Source organism: Sulfuricurvum sp., assembly GCF_041651515.1.
GTDB lineage: Bacteria > Campylobacterota > Campylobacteria > Campylobacterales > Sulfurimonadaceae > Sulfuricurvum.
The window spans coordinates 22,283-39,636 of sequence record NZ_JBAZJF010000001.1 but is presented as its reverse complement, the minus strand read 5'-3'; the positions used below and the strand labels follow the sequence as shown (position 1 = coordinate 39,636).

Sequence of the window (17,354 nt, the reverse complement as noted above, 5' to 3'; positions counted from 1 at the left end):
TTTTGAATTAACTAATTTTCCCAAAACGTCCCACGACACGTCCGATAATTTCAACTTCATCTTTGCGTGCAACATACGTTGGATAGTCTTTATTATCCGAAATAATATCCAGTTTACCATCAATACGTACTTGTAGGCGTTTAATAAAAAGTCCATGTTCCGTTCGAATAGTAAAAATACCTCCACGGCTTACATCGTATTTAGAACGATTGACAAATACAATATCATCATAGCTAAAAGAAGGTTCCATCGAATCTCCACTAACATTAATAGCTTCTATATTACGAAGTTCCCCTTCTCCACCCAGCGACATTACAAAATTTTCTTCCAGCATTAACGGCTCAAAGTCCATATCATCATTTTCAGCCCCTCCGCCGGCAGAGGCATTGACCGATGAGAAATAACGCACCATATAAAATCGATTGGTCGGTTCAATCAAACTCTCGGGAGATTGATTGTACAAAAGCCAATTAATTGCAATAGAACGCTTTGCACAAAAATCGAGTAATTCATTAAATGGGATTTTATTACGCTTTTTCATAGTAGCAAAATTCATTTGTGAAATCTCTAACAGCTCTGCAACATCTTTATCAAATACCTTTCGATCAGGAAATTCTCCTGAAACAACATCTTTAATTGTCTCAACGATATCTGCGAATGTTTTCATATTTATCCTTTTTCATTATGGATACAGTATTGTAGAAATTATGACACAAAAATGTCAATAATATGTCAAATTGCTATATTTTTACACTATATTTTCAATTTAATATACGATTTGACACATAAATAAAAAGCCACTAGGCAAAGGGGAATACAATGGCAAAGGTTATTCGCAAAGCAAACGGATGGATGGATCTATTGGAAGTGAAAATGGAGAGATGGGCGGAGAAATTATTTTAGTCTTCAGAACCCTCTTGGTTTTTCTCATCTCGTTCTAAGCGGGTTAAATGATACCCCCGAAAAATATAGACTAAAAATAGTATAAATAGAACGATCATTAAGGTATCAAGTATTTCCATCATTACATCAGCTCTTTATAGGAATTAAAATTTTGTTTGATTGCTTCATACAAGATGATACCTGTACTGATAGCAAGATTGAGACTTCGTCCCTCTTTGGTCATGGGAATCGTCATACAGTGTTCAGGATGTTTTTCTAAAACTTCAGAAGGAATTCCTGCCGTTTCACTGCCGAAAAAAAGATAATCCCCTTCTTGAAACGACATCTCAAAATAGGGTTTATCGGTTTTAGTGGTTGCAAAATAGTATTTTTCGCTCTCTGGGTGTGCTTCGAAAAAATCGCCAATATTTTCCCACACATGAAGATCAATTTTATGCCAATAATCGAGACCTGCTCGACGAACCGCTTTTTCGTCAATATCAAATCCGATCGGTTTAATCAGGTGCAATGATGACGCAGTATTAACACACAATCTCCCGATTGCCCCCGTATTATTAGGAATCTGCGGATGGACTAAAACGATGTTAAACATTTAAAAAATAATCGTTTTATTGGCATGAACAAATATACGATCTTCTAATGCCAACTTTAGAGCTTTTGATAAAACAATTTTTTCGACATCTCGCCCTAAACGTTGCATCTCTTCCCATCCATATGCGTGCGTGACATGAATAACGTCTTGAGCAATAATAGGCCCTTCATCCAAATGGTTATTGACAAAGTGAGCCGTTGCCCCAATAATCTTAACACCGCGTTCATACGCTTGTTTATAAGGGTTTGCACCAATAAATGCCGGCAAGAACGAATGATGTATATTGATTATTTTATCTTCATACGCTTCGACAAAGCGAGGTGTTAAGATACGCATATATTTGGCTAAAACCATATAATCAATGTCACCCAGCAATGCAAGCTGCTCTAAAACTCTTTGTTCATGTTCATCTCGACTGCATCCCTCATGAGAAACGGTATAAAATGGTATGCCAAACTTGGAGACAAGCGGTTCAAGAAGATTATAGTTAGATACAACCCCTATAATCTCGCAATCCAATTCACCGGCTTCATATCGAATTAAAATATCACCGAGCGCATGAGACTCTTTAGTAGCCATAAGTACCACCCGTTTTTTACGCGGTACGATAACTTCAAGATGGGCATTTTTAGGTAATACGTTTGATAGCTCACTTTTTAATTGTGAAGGATTGATTTCACCGGCAACAACACTTCGCATAAAAAATTTATTGTGTGCCTTATCAACAAATTCATTATTGGAAATAATATTAAGGTTACGATGAAAAAAAATGCTTGATACTTTATAGACAAGCCCTTTTTCATCATTACAGTCGATCAAAATTCGGTATTGTTCATTCATAGGGGGATAATCACTTTTTGATGGTTTCCAATCGATTATCGATGGTCGCGAGAAGATATTCAAAAAAATTGAGCGTTAAATCGACTTTAGCTTCAATTTGAACATTATTAGGGGACTGAAATCCTTCAAATAGCACTAATAGACGTTCCCGTATCCCCTCTAACATTCGTGATTCATCATCACGTACATTTATTATAGGTTCTTTTACGTCTTCAGGAAGGGAAGAGCGATAAAAAGATTCTTCCATCTTGCTAATCGGAGGGATTTCAACCGCTTCTGGAATCGTAGCTATCTCTTCAATTTCGGCTAATGTAGATAAAATAACATCTTTTAGTTCCATGCGCGCATCAACCACCTTTCAAACTGGATAAATTCAGCTTCTTCGTCCATCTGAACAAAAAAAGCTTTCATTTCATTGTTAACACCGAGAAATTTTTTTCGCATGCCTGAAAGACGACGTATCGCAATTTTAGCATCTGCATTACCCGGATCTTTTTTCAAAATCTCTTTGTATATTTCAAGAGCATCTTCTTTAAGCCCTTGAAGCTCATAAATATTAGCGAGGGTTAAAGTTTGCATTTGGCAGCAAAATTAGCGATTATGGAACCCATTTCACTGGTAGAACAAATCTCTTTCGCATCAAAATTTCCAAGATCTTTCGTACGGTACCCTTCTGCTAATGCTTGCTTAATACCATAATCGATACGATCAGCCGCTCGATGCTCATTTAATGCAAAACGAAGCATCATAGACGCGCTCGCTATAGTTGCAATCGGATTAGCGATCCCCTGCCCTGCGATATCGGGAGCTGAGCCATGTATCGGTTCATACACCCCGATTGCTGCACCGACCGAAGCCGATGGAAGTAAACCGATAGAACCTGAGAGCATGCTCGCTTCATCACTGAGAATATCACCGAAGATATTTCCGGTTAAAATAACATCAAATTGACGCGGATCACGGATCAGTTGCATTGCGGCGTTATCGACATACATATGGCTGAGTTCTACTTCCGGATACTCGGCAGAGACTTCAATAACTACTTCACGCCAAAGCTGGCTTACGTCTAATACATTTGCTTTATCAACCGAACACACTTTTTTCTTGCGATCCATAGCAATTTTAAACGCAACGTGAGCAATTCGCTCAATCTCAGGACGGGTATAAACCATGGTATTCCATCCACGGTTTTCATCACGCCCTTTCGGTTCACCGAAATAGATTCCGCCGATAAGCTCACGAACAACCATCAAATCAACACCCTTGATTATTTCAGGTTTTAATGAACTTGCATTGACCAATTCATCGTATACGTTAGCAGGACGGAGATTGGCAAATACACCCAACTCTTTTCGGAAACGAAGCAGTCCACTTTCAGGACGTTTTTCACGCGGGAGGGTATCCCATTGTGTTCCACCGATTGCACCGAACAATACGGCATCGCTTGCGAGTGAGATATCAATTGTCTCTTGCGGCAGAGGATCTCCCGTAACATCGTAAGCGCATCCGCCCATAAGAGCTTCTTGATAATTAAACTCTATATTTTCGCACGCCGCAACGGCATCCATGACTTTTACCGCTTCATCAACGATTTCAGGACCGATTCCGTCCCCTTTGATCAGTGCAATATTATAAGTTTTCATTGATTATTTCTCCTGTGCGGCGATTTCTTCGCTTGCATAATTCATTAATCCACCGGCTGAGAGCAACTCTTGCATAAAGGGAGGAATAGGGATAAAGTTATATACTTTGCCGTTTGTCATGTTGGTAATGGTTCCCGCATCCATATCAATGCTTACCGATTCACCCTCTTTGATCTCTAAACTCTCCGTAAGCTCAAAAATGGGCAATCCCATATTGAATGCATTGCGGTAGAAAATACGGGCAAATGTCGGTGCGATAACCGCTGCTACACCCGCAGCTTTAAGGGCAATCGGAGCATGTTCCCGCGAAGATCCGCAACCGAAATTTTCATCCGCTACAATAATATCTCCCGGAGTCATCTTGCTCACGAAGCTAGGATCGGCATCTTCCATAACATGCTTAGCAAGCTCTTTGGGATCCGAAGTGTTGAGGTAACGAGCAGCAATAATAAGATCGGTATCAATATCTTTACCGAAATTCCAAACTTTGCCTTCAATTTTTTGCATCAAAATTCCTATGGTACGTAAAATTGAGAGGATTATAGCCAAGAAGAGTTGAAAGAGTTTTAAATCACTAACTGTATAAGGGTCAGGTATTCAATCTTCACTTTTTATAATGCCGCATATTAACCCTGCTGAGAGATTTAAATGCTTTGCGATACTGCTTTGAGTATGTCCGTCTTTAAATGCGCTGATGATAGCACAATTACGGTCTTGTTTCGATATTACAGCATGAAAATGTTCATTCAGAGTTTTAGAACGGGCCACTTTAATATCTTCATTTTTAACGCTGATTTTACGTTTTTGTTCCTCATTCAGCGCATCCAATTCTTCTTCGCTTAACTCCGTTTCCAAAAACTCTATAAGCGTTTGAGGAGAAAAATCATGGATCATTATCGATCCTTTTGCACAGGGGATCATCTCACTGTTTCCAAAGAGTGCTGATGAGAGGGTATAGGGATATTCGCCTATTTTATTCGAGAGACTTGCTTTTATCGGATTGCTTTCTATGTAGCGTAACAGGAGATACAGATATTCTTCATTCAAACATACCATGAACGAAACCGACCCTGCCATAAGTGTCCGACACGGTTCTCTTTTTTATTGAAATAGATAGCATAATAGCTATTTACCTGTCGCATCAGTAGCGAGAGGTTTTCTTGTTTTGTTTCGAGGAGTAGGTGGTAATGGTTGCCCATAAGACAGTAATCATGGACGATAATATCGTATAGCTTGCAGACTTTGCAAAGTATCTGTAAAAATTTATCTTTGTCCGATGATGAAGTAAAAATATTTGAACGTGCGACCCCACGATTGACTACATGATGATAACCTGTCATATCCAAACGTGGACGCCGTGCCATGATTTACCTTTTTATTGAATAGTATTCGTATAACTTAAAAGTGAAGATTGAATACCTGACCCCTTATTCGCTTATTCGTCAATGCAGCTGGATTTGCTGTAAGAAAATCTATATACGGTGCAATTGATTTTCCTGATAATATTCCAGCATTAGTTAAATATCCTGCAATTTCATCCGCTTTTTCAATGTTTGTTTGATTGTTGTCCATAAGTTTTCCCTTATTTAATAATGAGTAAAATGATGCCAATAGCTACAACAGCTACACCGATTTTGAAATGAAATAGCCCAATCCAAGAAAATATTCTCTTATTGCTAAGACGCCAAAGTTCTTTTGATGTTAATCCTTCGGGCTTCTCTTTTAGTTTTTTTTCTATTAGTTCAAAAGCCTCTATGATGTATTCACTACCATTAATTGTCCATTGATAATGCCATTTATACCAAAAGCCAAACAACATAATAAAACTTCCAATAACAATCAACCTTCCTCCGTCTGGATAGCCAAAAATATATGCAATAGATGTAAAGATACTAAAAAATATTAATTTTTTAATCAAATCAATTTTTTCTAATTTTGATTGCATTCCTCTCTCCTATGACTTTTCAATCTATGCATAATCAGTCCTCCTCTAAAATGTTTCTATCGAATCTGTGAAGTTAAAACTCCATTTGAATTTTCAGAGCAATCCCTTTATCTGTCAAGCGACATTTAAATAAGGGGTCAGGTATTCACCCTTCACTTTTTTATTCAAATATTTATAGCAAGGATGATATTGATAAAATCATTAAATTTGTTAAAAATAGATTGTATTTTAGTATGCGGGAATATTCTAAGAAAATTAAAATGGATTCCCGATTGAGTCGGGAATGACGGTATTAACGTTTCAATCCATTAACAGTTGCCAGCATCTCATCACTGGTGGTAATGACTTTAGAGTTTGCGTCATAAGCACGTTGACCCGTAATCAAATCGGTAAGTTCAACAACAAGTTGTACGTTTGACAGCTCGACGAAACCTTGTCGAATGGTGCCTAAACCGTTTTCACCGGCTATCCCTTCAACCGGCTGACCTGAGCTATCGGTTTCTACAAAGAGGTTGTCTCCCATTGCGTGTAGTCCAGCCGGATTGATAAAATCTGTCAGTGATATCTGTCCAACTTGTGTTGCTTGTGCCTGTCCCGGCTGAGTGACACTGACAATCCCGTCAACTCCAATACTGATATTGGTAGCATCGGGAGGTATGGTTATTTGAGGAATGAGCATATACCCATCCGAATTTACTATGCTTCCATTTAGATCTACTTTGAATGAGCCATTACGTGTATATGCCAAGGTACCGTTAGGAAGCTGAAGTTGGAAAAAGCCTTTACCCGTAATTGCCATATCGAGACTGTTATCTGTTTGTTTTAAACTACCTTCTGAAAATATCTTGTTAACCGCAGTAGGTCGAACTCCTAGACCCACTTCGATACCCGTTGGAGATTTAGTCGTATCACTGGTTGATGTTCCCGCATAGGTCATAACTTTGTACATCAAGTCCGCAAATTCGGCACGTGACTTTTTAAACCCCATCGTATTAACGTTGGCAATATTATTCGCAGTTGTATCGATTTGGCTTTGCATTGCCAGCATCCCAGTAGAGCTGGTATAAAGTGATTGCATCATGGGTTATTCTCCTTAATTTTTACCGGCTATTTTTTGAATAGCATCATTATTCATATCATTCATTTGCGTATCCATTGCTTTTTGATACATACCTACAAGCCTGTTGGCTTCAATCAGCGATACCATTTCATTAACAGCATTCACATTACTTTTTTCGACAGAACCTTGTATTACACTGCCGCTTTGGGTCAATGGTGTCAATGGATCAGAAGGGGTGGGTACGTACAAATTACCGCCCTCTTTTGTTAACATTCGAAGATTTTGAGGCTCAACAACCATAATTGTTTTACCAGGAACCATTTGAGTAGTTCCAGGAATATTAGTGGAAAGCTGTCCATTTTTGTCAATCGTTACTGTAGAATCCTGTTGATTGAGCTTTATGCCTGTCTTCGTCTTAAAATAATCCGAAGAAAGAACCTCATATCCTTGTTTATTGACAAGTTTCCCCTCATCATTAAGGGTAAAAGAACCGTCACGAGTCAGACGAATTCCCTGCGGTGTATTGACAGCAAAAAATTGGCCTTCTTTGCTTAAAGATACATCAAATGTATTATCTGTTTTTTGTATTGTTCCCAAAGACTGATCGGTATATGCATCTGCAATTTGCGGAACCCGTGCGAGTGCATGGTTTAAATATTGTGCTGCATCCGTTGTATTGTTCGCAAGTGGCAAATTGTTTTGAGCCTCTTTGTACAAACGGGCAAAATCACCAACAATTAATTGATCCCGTTTAAATCCCGTAGTATTCGCATTCGCAAGATTGGATGCAATCGTATCCATGCGATTAAACTGCGCTACCATCCCTGCTGTCGCTGCGTAATATCCCGTCTGCATTACCTATCCTTGTGCTATCTTGTCTCTCTGGTAGCAAACGGTGTTCCACTTTTTTAACTGTCTTATTTTGTAAAGTGTCAAAACATAGTCTTAAGAAATATTTCGGTATAATCCACCTCTTTTAAAACCGCAAGGGAGTTCTCCGTAAATCATGAGTGCCAAAGATCTAAATAAACATCTCGAAACCCTATTTGCTGAGCACAAATCCAAAAACTGTCTCACTTACGAAACGATCGTAGAACCGTTCGATAAGCAACCCACCCTAGCCCAAGCCAAAAGCGTATTGAAATTGGCTCAAAAACATAAAATTTGTCTATTTACCTCTTCTGAGCATGCAAAAATGCTTAATCAACAAGAGGCAGCGGCCAAACGTGCCGCGCAGCTCAAATTTATAGAAGAAGCAAGTAATGAAGAGTTTGATATTCTCAAACAGCATGAATTGCTTGAATGGTCACGTTCAGATTCTCCGGTGCGAATGTACCTTCGTGAAATGGGACAGATTCCCCTTCTCACAAAAGACGAAGAGGTTGAAATCTCTAAACGTATGGAGATGGGAGAGGGGATCATTATTGATGCTATCTGTTCTGTCCCCTACTTAATCGATTTCATTCTTGATTATAAAGATCCTCTTATTAATCGTGAACGCCGTGTTAAAGAGCTGTTTAAAAGCTTTGAAGAAGAAGAAAGTGATGAGAGAGACGATGATGAAGGAGATGATGACGAAGTTGATGAAGAATCAACCGAAAAAGCCCCTTCTGCTAAAGATAAAAAACGGGTAGAAAAAGTTGTCACCTCGTTTAAAGCACTCGAAAAAGCAAAAAAAGACTGGGTTAAAGCCGTCGAAAAAATGCTTGACGAACGTCCTATCGATGAGATGGATGGCGAATATGTTCTATTTTTCATGAATGTTAGTTTTAAGAAAAAAACCTTAAAAGAAGCATTACTTGATCTTGGACCAACCTCTAAACTCATCAATGAGCTTGTCCGTTCAATGGAAACGGCACTACGAAGTGATGAAGGTTTTGATCGAGAACTTAAACGACTCGAATACAAACTTCCACTTTTTAACGATCAATTGAAAAAAAATCACGTCCTTATTTTGAATAAGATTTGTGATTTAACCAAAGAAGAGATTGCATCAAAGGTTCCTGAAGCGACGATGGTCAGCACGTATATGGAGATTAAAAAGCTCATCCAAACCAAAGAAGCTTCTAAAGGGGGCTTCAATATGGAGCCTGAGAAATTAGCCGATATTTTGGAGCAGATCAAACGGGGAAAAAATATTTCCGAAGTATCCAAAACCCGTATGGCAAAGTCCAATCTTCGTCTGGTTGTTTCCATCGCTAAACGCTATACCAATCGCGGTCTTCCTTTCCTTGATTTGATTCAAGAAGGAAATATCGGTCTGATGAAAGCGGTTGATAAATTTGAATACCAAAAAGGGTATAAATTTTCAACCTACGCAACATGGTGGATTCGTCAGGCAATCAGCCGTGCGATCGCTGATCAGGCACGTACGATCCGTATCCCGATCCACATGATTGAAACGATCAACCGTATCAATAAAATCATGCGTAAACACTTACAAGAGCATGGTAAAGAGCCGGATGTCGAAACCATCGCTGAAGAGGTCGGATTATCGGTTGAGAAAGTTAAAAACGTTATTAAAATCACCAAAGAGCCTATCTCTCTTGAAGCTCCTATCGGGAATGAAGAAGATGGCCGTTTCGGTGACTTTATCGAAGATAAGATGTCTATTTCCCCTTCCGATGCAATTCTTAAAGATGACTTGAAAGTACAAATCGAAGGGGTTCTTGAACAGCTTAATGAACGCGAAAAAGCGGTTATTAAAATGCGATTCGGAATTATGGACGATGAGAGTGACCGTACTCTCGAAGAGATCGGAAAAGAGCTTAATGTTACTCGTGAGCGTGTCCGTCAAATCGAAAGCAGTGCGATTAAGAAGTTAAAGCACCCAAAAGTGGGTCGTAAACTGAAAAACTACATCGAGGACTGATGACGTTTGATCAGCAATGGATTGAATTTGATTTCAATCCGTTTATCCTTTTTAATGCCAACGGAAAAATAGTCTCACTCAATACCGAGGCGCAATATCTCCTCGGTGCTGTTGAGGCATCTGCCATGTATAAAATAGCCACGACCTATGCCAATTCCTCTTTCGGATTTAAAACCACCTTTTTGGAGCTTGAATTCGGGCGATTCAAATTTTTCGGTATAACTGTCGGGTACGAAGACGAAGAGCATATCGGTATACGTCTATACCAACTGCCATCTTTTCAATTTACCAAGCAAAAACCTGAAGGTCAGTTAGTAAACGTCTATACCCTGATCGATTTATGCATCAGTTCAAATTCGATCGGTTCCTCCACAAAATACACCAAAGAACTTGACCCTACAATCCCAGAAATCCGCTTACAGACAGAACTGTTTATCAAACTGCTCAATAAAATATATCTCTCAATGGCCGGAAACGATAAAATTTTGACCCGATTGTTTTTCCGCGTAGGAGAGCATGTTAAATACGAAGGGGAGAAATATTCCCTCTTCTCAATCGAAATTGCGGCAGAGTCAATTATCCGTAAATACCTCTCTGAAATATCTCATCTCGCCGAAGAGAACAATCTCTTCACCGATATCAAGGAACAAAAAATTACTATTAATGTTCCGATGATTGTGAAATAAACAGCTTTTTCGAGATTAGGTATCCAAGGGGAATCCCTGCTCCTAATCCGATTAGATACGGAAGTATCGATAATGTACGGCTATTGTTAAGGGCGATAAATCCTAAGATCAAAAAAGCATACGGAATTAGACGATAGACTGAGACCATTGCCGAAGCATTTTTGGTCGTATTTTGGATAATATTGCTCTTATGGCGAGCTTTTTCTTCTTTTATCATCTGTTTAATATCGGTAATCTCTGATTTACGTTCTTCTTCGTACAAATCATACGGATCGTCCATCATATCAATGCTGTCTTTAACATCCTCAACCTCCACGTCACCCACGCGGCTTTGGATCATATTACGATACGCATAGAGCGATCCCGCAACAATAAGCATTGAAGAGATCATCGCGACTAAAAAACTAATCACTGATCAATCCTCGTCATCATCGTCATCGACTTGTTTGCCCATGTTGTATCGTGGATCTTTGGCTAATTTTTCAAACTCTTTGTATTGTTTGCTGTAGGCTTTATACACGTTCATAATGGCAGCAGCAATACCGATCGCCACACCGATCCATAATAACCAAGCGATTCCTGTAACCTTTTTAAGTCCCAGCCCGATTGCAACACCGATGAGAATAGCGACTACCATCGAGATGCCCAAAGAAAGACTCTCAGCCCCCTCTATGATGGGTTTAATACGCGGCTTATACTCTTCTTGATTTTCTTCCACTACAGCTCTCCAAATATTTTATTTGCCGCCGCAATCGTCTCTTCGATCATCGCATCGGTAGTAGCCGTACAAACAAATCCAGTCTCAAACTGTGAACACGCAAAATAGAATCCTGCATCCAACATTGCAGCGTGAAACTTGGCAAAACGAGCCGTATCGCTTTTGAGTGCTTCTGAAAAATTACCGACCGCTGTATCACAAAAGAAAAATCCAAACATCGAACCGCGGACATCGGTTTGCAGTCCGATATTGTGTTTGACTGCCGCAGAGCTGAATCCACTCATCAAACGCTTCGCTCGCTCTTCGAGAACCCCAAATACACGTCCGTTTGCTTTGAGTTTACGGATTGATGCCAACCCCGCCGCCATTGCGACAGGGTTACCGCTGAGAGTTCCCGCCTGATACACACCGCCCTCCGGTGAGAGGTGTGCCATAATATCACGGCGACCGCCAAAAGCACCGACCGGCATCCCCCCTCCGATCACTTTGCCAAGCGTTACCAAATCGGGTTTGGTTCCCGTAATGCTCTCCGCACCGTGTAAACAGACACGAAAACCACTCATAACTTCGTCAAATATGAGGAGTGCGCCGTACTCGTCACACACTGCTCTTAGCTCCGCGAGGAAATCTTTAGTCGCGGGGACGAGTCCCATATTTCCGGCAATCGGTTCGATGATCACACACGCGATCCCTGGACTATCTTGGAAGCATTTTTTGACACTCTCGATATTGTTATACTCTGCCAAAAGGGTGTGTTTGGTGAAATCAGCCGGTACCCCAGGAGAACTCGGTGTTCCGAATGTCACGGCACCCGAACCCGCTTGAACGAGCAGTGCATCGCTGTGACCGTGGTAGCATCCTGTGAATTTGACGATGTCATCAAGTCCTGTAAATCCACGAGCCAAACGGATAGCGCTCATTACCGCTTCGGTTCCGCTGCTGACGAAACGGATTTTTTCGATAGAGTCATAAATAGAGATAATAAGCTCCGCAAGCTCCGATTCCGCTTCGGTCGGTGCACCGAAACTGAGGCCGTGTTTGACCGCTTCGATCACTGCATTTTCGATACTCTCATCACGATGTCCAAAGATCAACGGTCCCCAACTCTGGACATAATCGACGTAACGGTTTTCATCAATATCGATCAAATAACCGCCCTCTCCCCGTGCTATAAAACGGGGAATCCCTCCGACGCTTTTAAAGGCACGAACAGGGGAATTTACACCACCCGGAATAAGTTGTTGGGCTTTTTCAAAGGCTGTTACAGAGTGCGCAATGCTCATTTAATATCCTAATCAATAATCTTTTTGCCATTATAGCTAAGATTATATAATCATATATTTCTTGTTCTTTATGTGTTCTACTGTACCTAACCTCTTCAATCTCTGTATTTATTTACTATCATACGGTTCTTTATATCATTTTAAAAACATGATTCAATATACTAATATACTTATTTTCATGAAATATCTTATTTTTGTTAGTGATATTTCTCTGCGTTATTAAACAAAAAGATTGTTAGAGGTATAATTGCAAAAAATAAAGATCAAGGACTTTGATTTGAGAAGTCATTATTGTACCGATTTAAGTGAATTAAACGTCGGTGAAGACGTCGTTTTATGTGGCTGGGCAAACAGCTATCGAGACCATGGTGGAATCGTTTTTATCGATCTTCGCGATAAAAGCGGCCTTATTCAGCTCGTTTGTGATCCTACAGACAATGCCCATGCGCATAAGGTTGCCAGCGAAGTACGTGACGAATTCGTCCTGATTGCAAAAGGGCATATCCGTAATCGCGGGGAAGGACTTGTTAATCCTCGCCTCAAAACCGGTGCAATCGAAGTGGTTGTTACCGAGCTTATCATTGAAAACCGGAGTGAACCGGTCCCTTTCAGCATCGGTGACAACAATGTCGGTGAAGAGATTCGTCTTAAATACCGCTACCTCGATCTACGTAACCCATCCATGTATAACACGTTTTTACTTCGATCAAAAGCAGCAATCGCAGCACGCAATGTACTCGATTCATTAGGATTTTTGGAAGTAGAAACCCCAATACTCACCAAATCAACACCGGAAGGTGCGCGTGACTATCTCGTACCGAGCCGTGTACATGAAGGTGAGTTCTATGCCCTCCCCCAATCACCGCAATTGTTCAAACAACTCTTGATGGTGGGGGGATTTGACCGCTATTTCCAAATCGCGAAATGTTTCCGTGACGAAGATTTGCGTGCCGATCGTCAACCCGAATTCACCCAGATCGACGTTGAAATGAGCTTCTGTAACCAAGAAGATGTTATCCGTGTTGCCGAAGAGTTAATCGTCGGGATGTTTGCCGCTGCGGGTCACACTGTTGTTACTCCGTTTAACCGTATCAAATATTCCGATGCGATGGAGTGGTATGGATCAGACAAACCCGATCTTCGATATGACCTTAAAATGGTTGATGTAATCGATATCTTCGCACGTTGTGATAACGAAATTTTCACAGGTATCGCTGCTAATCCTAAAATGAACCGTATTAAAGCGCTTCGCGTTCCGGGTGCCGATTTGGTATTCTCCAAACGCGAAATGAAAAGCTTCGAAGATTACGTACGTAAATTCGGTGCCAAAGGGCTCGGCTACTTCCAAATGAAAGAGGACGGTCTCAAAGGACCGTTGGAGAAATTCTTCACCCCTGAAGATTTGCAGCTCCTCGTCGATCGTACGGGGATGGAAGTGGGCGACGTCGTCTTCTTCGGTGCGGGGGATAAAAAAACGGTCTGGGATTATATGGGTCGTTTTCGTATCTTCATCGCCGAGCATGAAAAAATGAACCTGATCGACAAAGATCGCTTCGAATTTGTCTGGGTTGTCGATTTCCCGATGTTCGAAATCGAAGAGGGTCGTGTCAAAGCGCTCCACCATCCGTTCACCATGCCGCGTGATTTGAACCACGAGCACCTCGAAGACATCGAATCGATCGCCTATGACATTGTCCTCAACGGAACTGAGCTTGGCGGCGGATCGATCCGTATCCACAAACAAGCGCTTCAAGAGCAAATCTTCACCCTTTTAGGGATCGGAGAAGAAGAGGCTCAAGAAAAATTTGGCTTTCTCCTCGATGCACTCAAATTCGGAGCACCACCGCACGGTGGATTCGCTATCGGATTTGACCGATTCATGATGTTGCTCTCTAAAAAAGACAGTATCCGTGACGTTATCGCATTCCCGAAAACCCAAAAAGCCTCTTGTATCATGACTCAAGCACCAAGTCCTGTAGAGTTAACACAACTCCGCGAACTTCACATCCGTCTACGTGAAAGTGCCAAATAATTGATGAAAAAATTATTTTTGATCATCGGTGCACCGGGTTCAGGCAAAACGACCGATGCGGAGATGATTGCCGCGCGTAACAGCGAGTCAATCGTCCACTACTCGACGGGTGATCTCCTCCGCGCCGAAGTAGCCAGCGGATCGGAACGCGGACAACTCATCGACAGCTTTATCAGCCGCGGAATGATCGTTCCGATTGAGATCGCGATTGAGACGATCACCAGTGCGATCAAAGCCTCCCCCTCAGATGTTATCCTCTTCGACGGCTATCCTCGATCATTCGAGCAGATGAGCGAACTCGATAAGTTTTTGCAAAACGATCACTCCATTGAGCTACTCAGTATCATCGAAGTGGTGGTAAGCGAAGAGGTAGCACGTGATCGCGTCCTCGGACGTTCTCGCGGCGCCGATGACAAAGAAGAAGTATTTAACAACCGTATGAGTGTTTATACCGATCCTTTATCGGTGATACAAGCTTTTTATGAGGAAAAAAATCTCCTCCAAAAAATCAACGGTGAACGCGCCATCGAAGCTATTGTCGATGAGATGGAAGCATTTATCAAAACAAAAATCTAATTGATAGGAATTAATATGAAAATTATTCTTTTGGGTGCTCCGGGTGCCGGAAAAGGGACACAAGCGCAATTCTTGACAAAGGAATTCGACATTCCTCAAATTTCAACAGGTGATATGCTCCGTGCCGCTATCAAAGCGGGAACCGAACTCGGAACATTGGCCAAATCATTTATGGATTCAGGCAAACTTGTTACCGATGAGATCATTATAGGTCTAGTCAAAGAGCGTATTCTAGAAAATGATTGTAAAAACGGTTTCCTTCTTGACGGCTTCCCGCGTACCGTTCCACAAGCCGATGCACTCAAAGAAGCGGGAGTAGCTATTGATGCCGTGATAGAAATCGATGTTGCTGACAGCGTTATCGTTGAGCGTATGTCAGGACGCCGTGCCCACCTTGCATCGGGACGAACCTATCATGTCGTTTTCAACCCGCCAAAAGTGGAAGGAAAAGACGATGAGACCGGAGAAGATTTGGTACAACGAGCTGATGACAAAGCCGAAGTGGTTTTGGATCGTCTCCGTGTTTATCATGACCAAACTGCTCCGCTTGTCAACTACTACAAAGGCGTTGCCGCTGCTGATAGCTCCGTTAAATACATCACCATCGATGGAACCCAAAAAATTGATGCTGTTGAACAAGAAATTCTTTCTCAATTAAAATAATTCTTCTTATTTCCCTTCACGGGGAATCTCGTGTTATAATCCTCTTATGAAAACTCCCCACTTTTATGCCGTTATTATCGGCTCTGAAATTCTTAACGGGCGTCGTGAAGACAAACATTTCATCTATACACGGGATAAACTTCTCAAACGTGGACATACCCTATTCTCTTCATTTATTGTAAAAGACGATGCACCCTTATTACGATCAATTTTTTCTATGATAAAGAATGATCCCGATGCCGTAATGTTTAGCTTCGGAGGTATCGGTTCTACCCCTGACGATTTGACGCGACAAATCGCTTCTGAAATCTTTTCCAATGGAAAATTAGAACCTCATGCAGATTTTACCCGTCATATCATTGAGCGTTTTGGCGAGGCAGCATTTCCCCATCGCATACAAATGGCATATTTGCCAAAAAATGCCGGCTTGCTGCACAACGTTATCAATAATATGTCAGGATTTTATTTAGAAGATCGATATTTCTTTATGCCGGGATTTCCTGAAATGTCTCACCCAATGGTAGAAGAAGCGCTAAAGAAATTTTATCCGAAGGGAAATCTCATCTACCGTAAAACATTAGTAGCACATACGAGTGAAAACACATTGATTCATGTGATGGAGCGCCTTGATGAATGCGTTGAATTTTCTTCTCTACCCATGATGAATAATGGCAATCCCACCGTCGAAATATCCGTTGCATCTATTGATCCAAACATCTGCGAAAACTCTTTTATGACGTTTGTAAATGAATTAGAAGAAAAATCAATTTTCTACGTTATTCAATAAACAACACTTCAATAATTAAAACTTATTTGTAAGATTGACGATATAGTTTTATAGAAGAGAGGTTGACTATGAAGCAAATAGGTTTTTTACTAATAGCCTTGGCATTTATGATAGTGATATATGGTTTTTATCGTCGCTATTATATCGACAAACCTAAGGCTAAAACGCCTAAACGTCGGCCCAATTTTACACTTAAAATTGAGCCTTAATATTTTTCTCACTTTGAAGAAGTTCTAAGATAGTTTTTTTATGCATTTTCCGTGCAAAATCAAGAGCACTTAATCCATGAGAATCTCTAGCATCTAGATCTACCCCCATCGTAAGAAGCTTTTTAATTACCTCTACACGACCGTAACATACAGCCCCCATAAGCGGCGTAAACCCACTGTTACGTGTCGCAGTATGAACATCAAATCCAACATTAATCAAACGCTCAATGATGGGGAGATTATTATAAGTAACCGCTACATCAAATACACTTACCCCTTCATTGTCGATATGCATGAGATCAGCACCGCTATCAATTAAAAGATTTAACACATCCTCGTCACAGTGATAACGCAAAGCAAAACAAATGACTGATTCACCATTTTCTTCTTGTTCATTTGGATTACCCCCATTCTTTAGATATTGCTTGATCCCTAAGTAATTATTATCTTTTAATAATTGAGTCCAAATTTCCATGATAATCCATTGCATCTTTATAAAATTGACCCGTAGTATAACATGCAAGTCTCTACATCAAACACTGACA

General features: G+C 40.8%; 23 protein-coding genes. 6 read left to right on the top strand and 17 right to left on the bottom strand.

The annotated features are described in order from the left end of the window. Positions 1 to 7: 7 nt before the first annotated feature. The 13 genes from WC407_RS00215 to WC407_RS00155 form a co-directional block, all read right to left on the bottom strand. Complete coding sequence (locus WC407_RS00215; protein WP_373019797.1) at positions 8 to 667, bottom strand: helix-turn-helix transcriptional regulator; 660 nt, start codon at positions 665 to 667, stop codon at positions 8 to 10. Positions 668 to 1,024: 357 nt separating this feature from the next. Next, complete coding sequence (locus WC407_RS00210) at positions 1,025 to 1,495, bottom strand: tRNA (cytidine(34)-2'-O)-methyltransferase (protein WP_373019792.1); 471 nt, start codon at positions 1,493 to 1,495, stop codon at positions 1,025 to 1,027. Beyond that, complete coding sequence (purU, locus tag WC407_RS00205) at positions 1,496 to 2,335, bottom strand: formyltetrahydrofolate deformylase (protein ID WP_373019790.1); 840 nt, start codon at positions 2,333 to 2,335, stop codon at positions 1,496 to 1,498. Positions 2,336 to 2,345: 10 nt separating this feature from the next. Beyond that, positions 2,346 to 2,675 carry a hypothetical protein gene (locus WC407_RS00200; RefSeq protein ID WP_373019788.1) on the bottom strand — a complete coding sequence of 110 codons (330 nt, stop codon included), beginning with the start codon at positions 2,673 to 2,675 and terminating at the stop codon, positions 2,346 to 2,348. After that, complete coding sequence (locus tag WC407_RS00195) at positions 2,666 to 2,914, bottom strand: tetratricopeptide repeat protein (RefSeq protein WP_373019783.1); 249 nt, start codon at positions 2,912 to 2,914, stop codon at positions 2,666 to 2,668. The genes WC407_RS00200 and WC407_RS00195 overlap by 10 nt, the downstream gene beginning before the upstream one ends. Further along, complete coding sequence (gene leuB, locus WC407_RS00190) at positions 2,902 to 3,978, bottom strand: 3-isopropylmalate dehydrogenase (protein WP_373019781.1); 1,077 nt, start codon at positions 3,976 to 3,978, stop codon at positions 2,902 to 2,904. The genes WC407_RS00195 and leuB overlap by 13 nt, the downstream gene beginning before the upstream one ends. 3 nt (positions 3,979 to 3,981) lie before the next feature. Further along, a complete protein-coding gene (locus tag WC407_RS00185) occupies positions 3,982 to 4,485 on the bottom strand; it encodes a 3-isopropylmalate dehydratase small subunit (RefSeq protein ID WP_373019779.1) in 504 nt (167 codons plus the stop codon). Positions 4,486 to 4,575: 90 nt separating this feature from the next. Beyond that, positions 4,576 to 5,055: a hypothetical protein gene (locus WC407_RS00180; RefSeq protein WP_373019777.1), complete on the bottom strand. Its 480-nt coding sequence runs from the start codon at positions 5,053 to 5,055 to the stop codon at positions 4,576 to 4,578. Beyond that, on the bottom strand, positions 5,022 to 5,342 hold the full coding sequence (locus WC407_RS00175; RefSeq protein ID WP_373019775.1) for a transposase: 321 nt from the start codon (positions 5,340 to 5,342) through the stop codon (positions 5,022 to 5,024). Before WC407_RS00175 ends, WC407_RS00180 begins: the two co-directional genes overlap by 34 nt. Before the next feature lie 34 nt (positions 5,343 to 5,376). Beyond that, the gene (locus WC407_RS00170) at positions 5,377 to 5,550 is read right to left on the bottom strand and encodes a hypothetical protein (protein WP_373019771.1); all 174 of its coding nucleotides are present in this window, start codon (positions 5,548 to 5,550) and stop codon (positions 5,377 to 5,379) included. Positions 5,551 to 5,560: 10 nt separating this feature from the next. Continuing rightward, positions 5,561 to 5,923, bottom strand: coding sequence for a hypothetical protein (locus tag WC407_RS00165; protein WP_373019769.1), 363 nt, complete (start codon positions 5,921 to 5,923; stop codon positions 5,561 to 5,563). Between the two features lie 292 nt (positions 5,924 to 6,215). Next, a complete protein-coding gene (gene flgG / locus WC407_RS00160; RefSeq protein WP_373019767.1) occupies positions 6,216 to 7,004 on the bottom strand; it encodes a flagellar basal-body rod protein FlgG in 789 nt (262 codons plus the stop codon). A 12-nt stretch (positions 7,005 to 7,016) separates the two neighbouring features. Beyond that, on the bottom strand, positions 7,017 to 7,838 hold the full coding sequence (locus WC407_RS00155) for a flagellar hook-basal body protein (protein ID WP_373019765.1): 822 nt from the start codon (positions 7,836 to 7,838) through the stop codon (positions 7,017 to 7,019). Between the two features lie 151 nt (positions 7,839 to 7,989). Between WC407_RS00155 and rpoD the strand changes: the two genes are divergently transcribed. Together rpoD and WC407_RS00145 are read left to right on the top strand one after the other, a co-directional pair. Beyond that, on the top strand, positions 7,990 to 9,855 hold the full coding sequence (gene rpoD, locus WC407_RS00150; RefSeq protein WP_373019760.1) for an RNA polymerase sigma factor RpoD: 1,866 nt from the start codon (positions 7,990 to 7,992) through the stop codon (positions 9,853 to 9,855). Next, positions 9,855 to 10,541 carry a hypothetical protein gene (locus WC407_RS00145; protein ID WP_373019758.1) on the top strand — a complete coding sequence of 229 codons (687 nt, stop codon included), beginning with the start codon at positions 9,855 to 9,857 and terminating at the stop codon, positions 10,539 to 10,541. The genes rpoD and WC407_RS00145 overlap by 1 nt, the downstream gene beginning before the upstream one ends. On the opposite strand, the gene WC407_RS00140 is transcribed toward WC407_RS00145, so the two are convergent. From WC407_RS00140 to hemL, 3 genes are read right to left on the bottom strand one after another with little or no spacing between them, the layout of a single operon-like run. After that, on the bottom strand, positions 10,516 to 10,953 hold the full coding sequence (locus WC407_RS00140) for a hypothetical protein (RefSeq protein WP_373019756.1): 438 nt from the start codon (positions 10,951 to 10,953) through the stop codon (positions 10,516 to 10,518). The genes WC407_RS00145 and WC407_RS00140 overlap by 26 nt on opposite strands. A 3-nt stretch (positions 10,954 to 10,956) precedes the next feature. Beyond that, positions 10,957 to 11,259 (bottom strand): AtpZ/AtpI family protein, encoded by a 303-nt coding sequence (locus tag WC407_RS00135; RefSeq protein WP_373019754.1) that lies wholly within the window; start codon positions 11,257 to 11,259, stop codon positions 10,957 to 10,959. Further along, positions 11,259 to 12,542 carry a glutamate-1-semialdehyde 2,1-aminomutase gene (gene hemL / locus WC407_RS00130; RefSeq protein ID WP_373019752.1) on the bottom strand — a complete coding sequence of 428 codons (1,284 nt, stop codon included), beginning with the start codon at positions 12,540 to 12,542 and terminating at the stop codon, positions 11,259 to 11,261. The genes WC407_RS00135 and hemL overlap by 1 nt, the downstream gene beginning before the upstream one ends. Positions 12,543 to 12,819: 277 nt before the next feature. Between hemL and aspS the strand changes: the two genes are divergently transcribed. From aspS to WC407_RS00110, 4 genes are read left to right on the top strand one after another with little or no spacing between them, the layout of a single operon-like run. Beyond that, complete coding sequence (gene aspS, locus WC407_RS00125) at positions 12,820 to 14,574, top strand: aspartate--tRNA ligase (RefSeq protein ID WP_373019748.1); 1,755 nt, start codon at positions 12,820 to 12,822, stop codon at positions 14,572 to 14,574. A gap of 3 nt (positions 14,575 to 14,577) precedes the next feature. After that, positions 14,578 to 15,150: an adenylate kinase gene (locus WC407_RS00120; protein WP_373019746.1), complete on the top strand. Its 573-nt coding sequence runs from the start codon at positions 14,578 to 14,580 to the stop codon at positions 15,148 to 15,150. Positions 15,151 to 15,165: 15 nt separating this feature from the next. Next, positions 15,166 to 15,813: an adenylate kinase gene (adk, locus tag WC407_RS00115; RefSeq protein ID WP_373019744.1), complete on the top strand. Its 648-nt coding sequence runs from the start codon at positions 15,166 to 15,168 to the stop codon at positions 15,811 to 15,813. A 46-nt stretch (positions 15,814 to 15,859) separates the two neighbouring features. Further along, on the top strand, positions 15,860 to 16,600 hold the full coding sequence (locus WC407_RS00110) for a competence/damage-inducible protein A (RefSeq protein WP_373019742.1): 741 nt from the start codon (positions 15,860 to 15,862) through the stop codon (positions 16,598 to 16,600). Positions 16,601 to 16,792: 192 nt separating this feature from the next. Here WC407_RS00110 and WC407_RS00105 read toward each other — a convergent pair whose 3' ends face one another. After that, positions 16,793 to 17,284, bottom strand: coding sequence for an ankyrin repeat domain-containing protein (locus WC407_RS00105; RefSeq protein ID WP_373019739.1), 492 nt, complete (start codon positions 17,282 to 17,284; stop codon positions 16,793 to 16,795). Positions 17,285 to 17,354 lie beyond the last annotated feature (70 nt).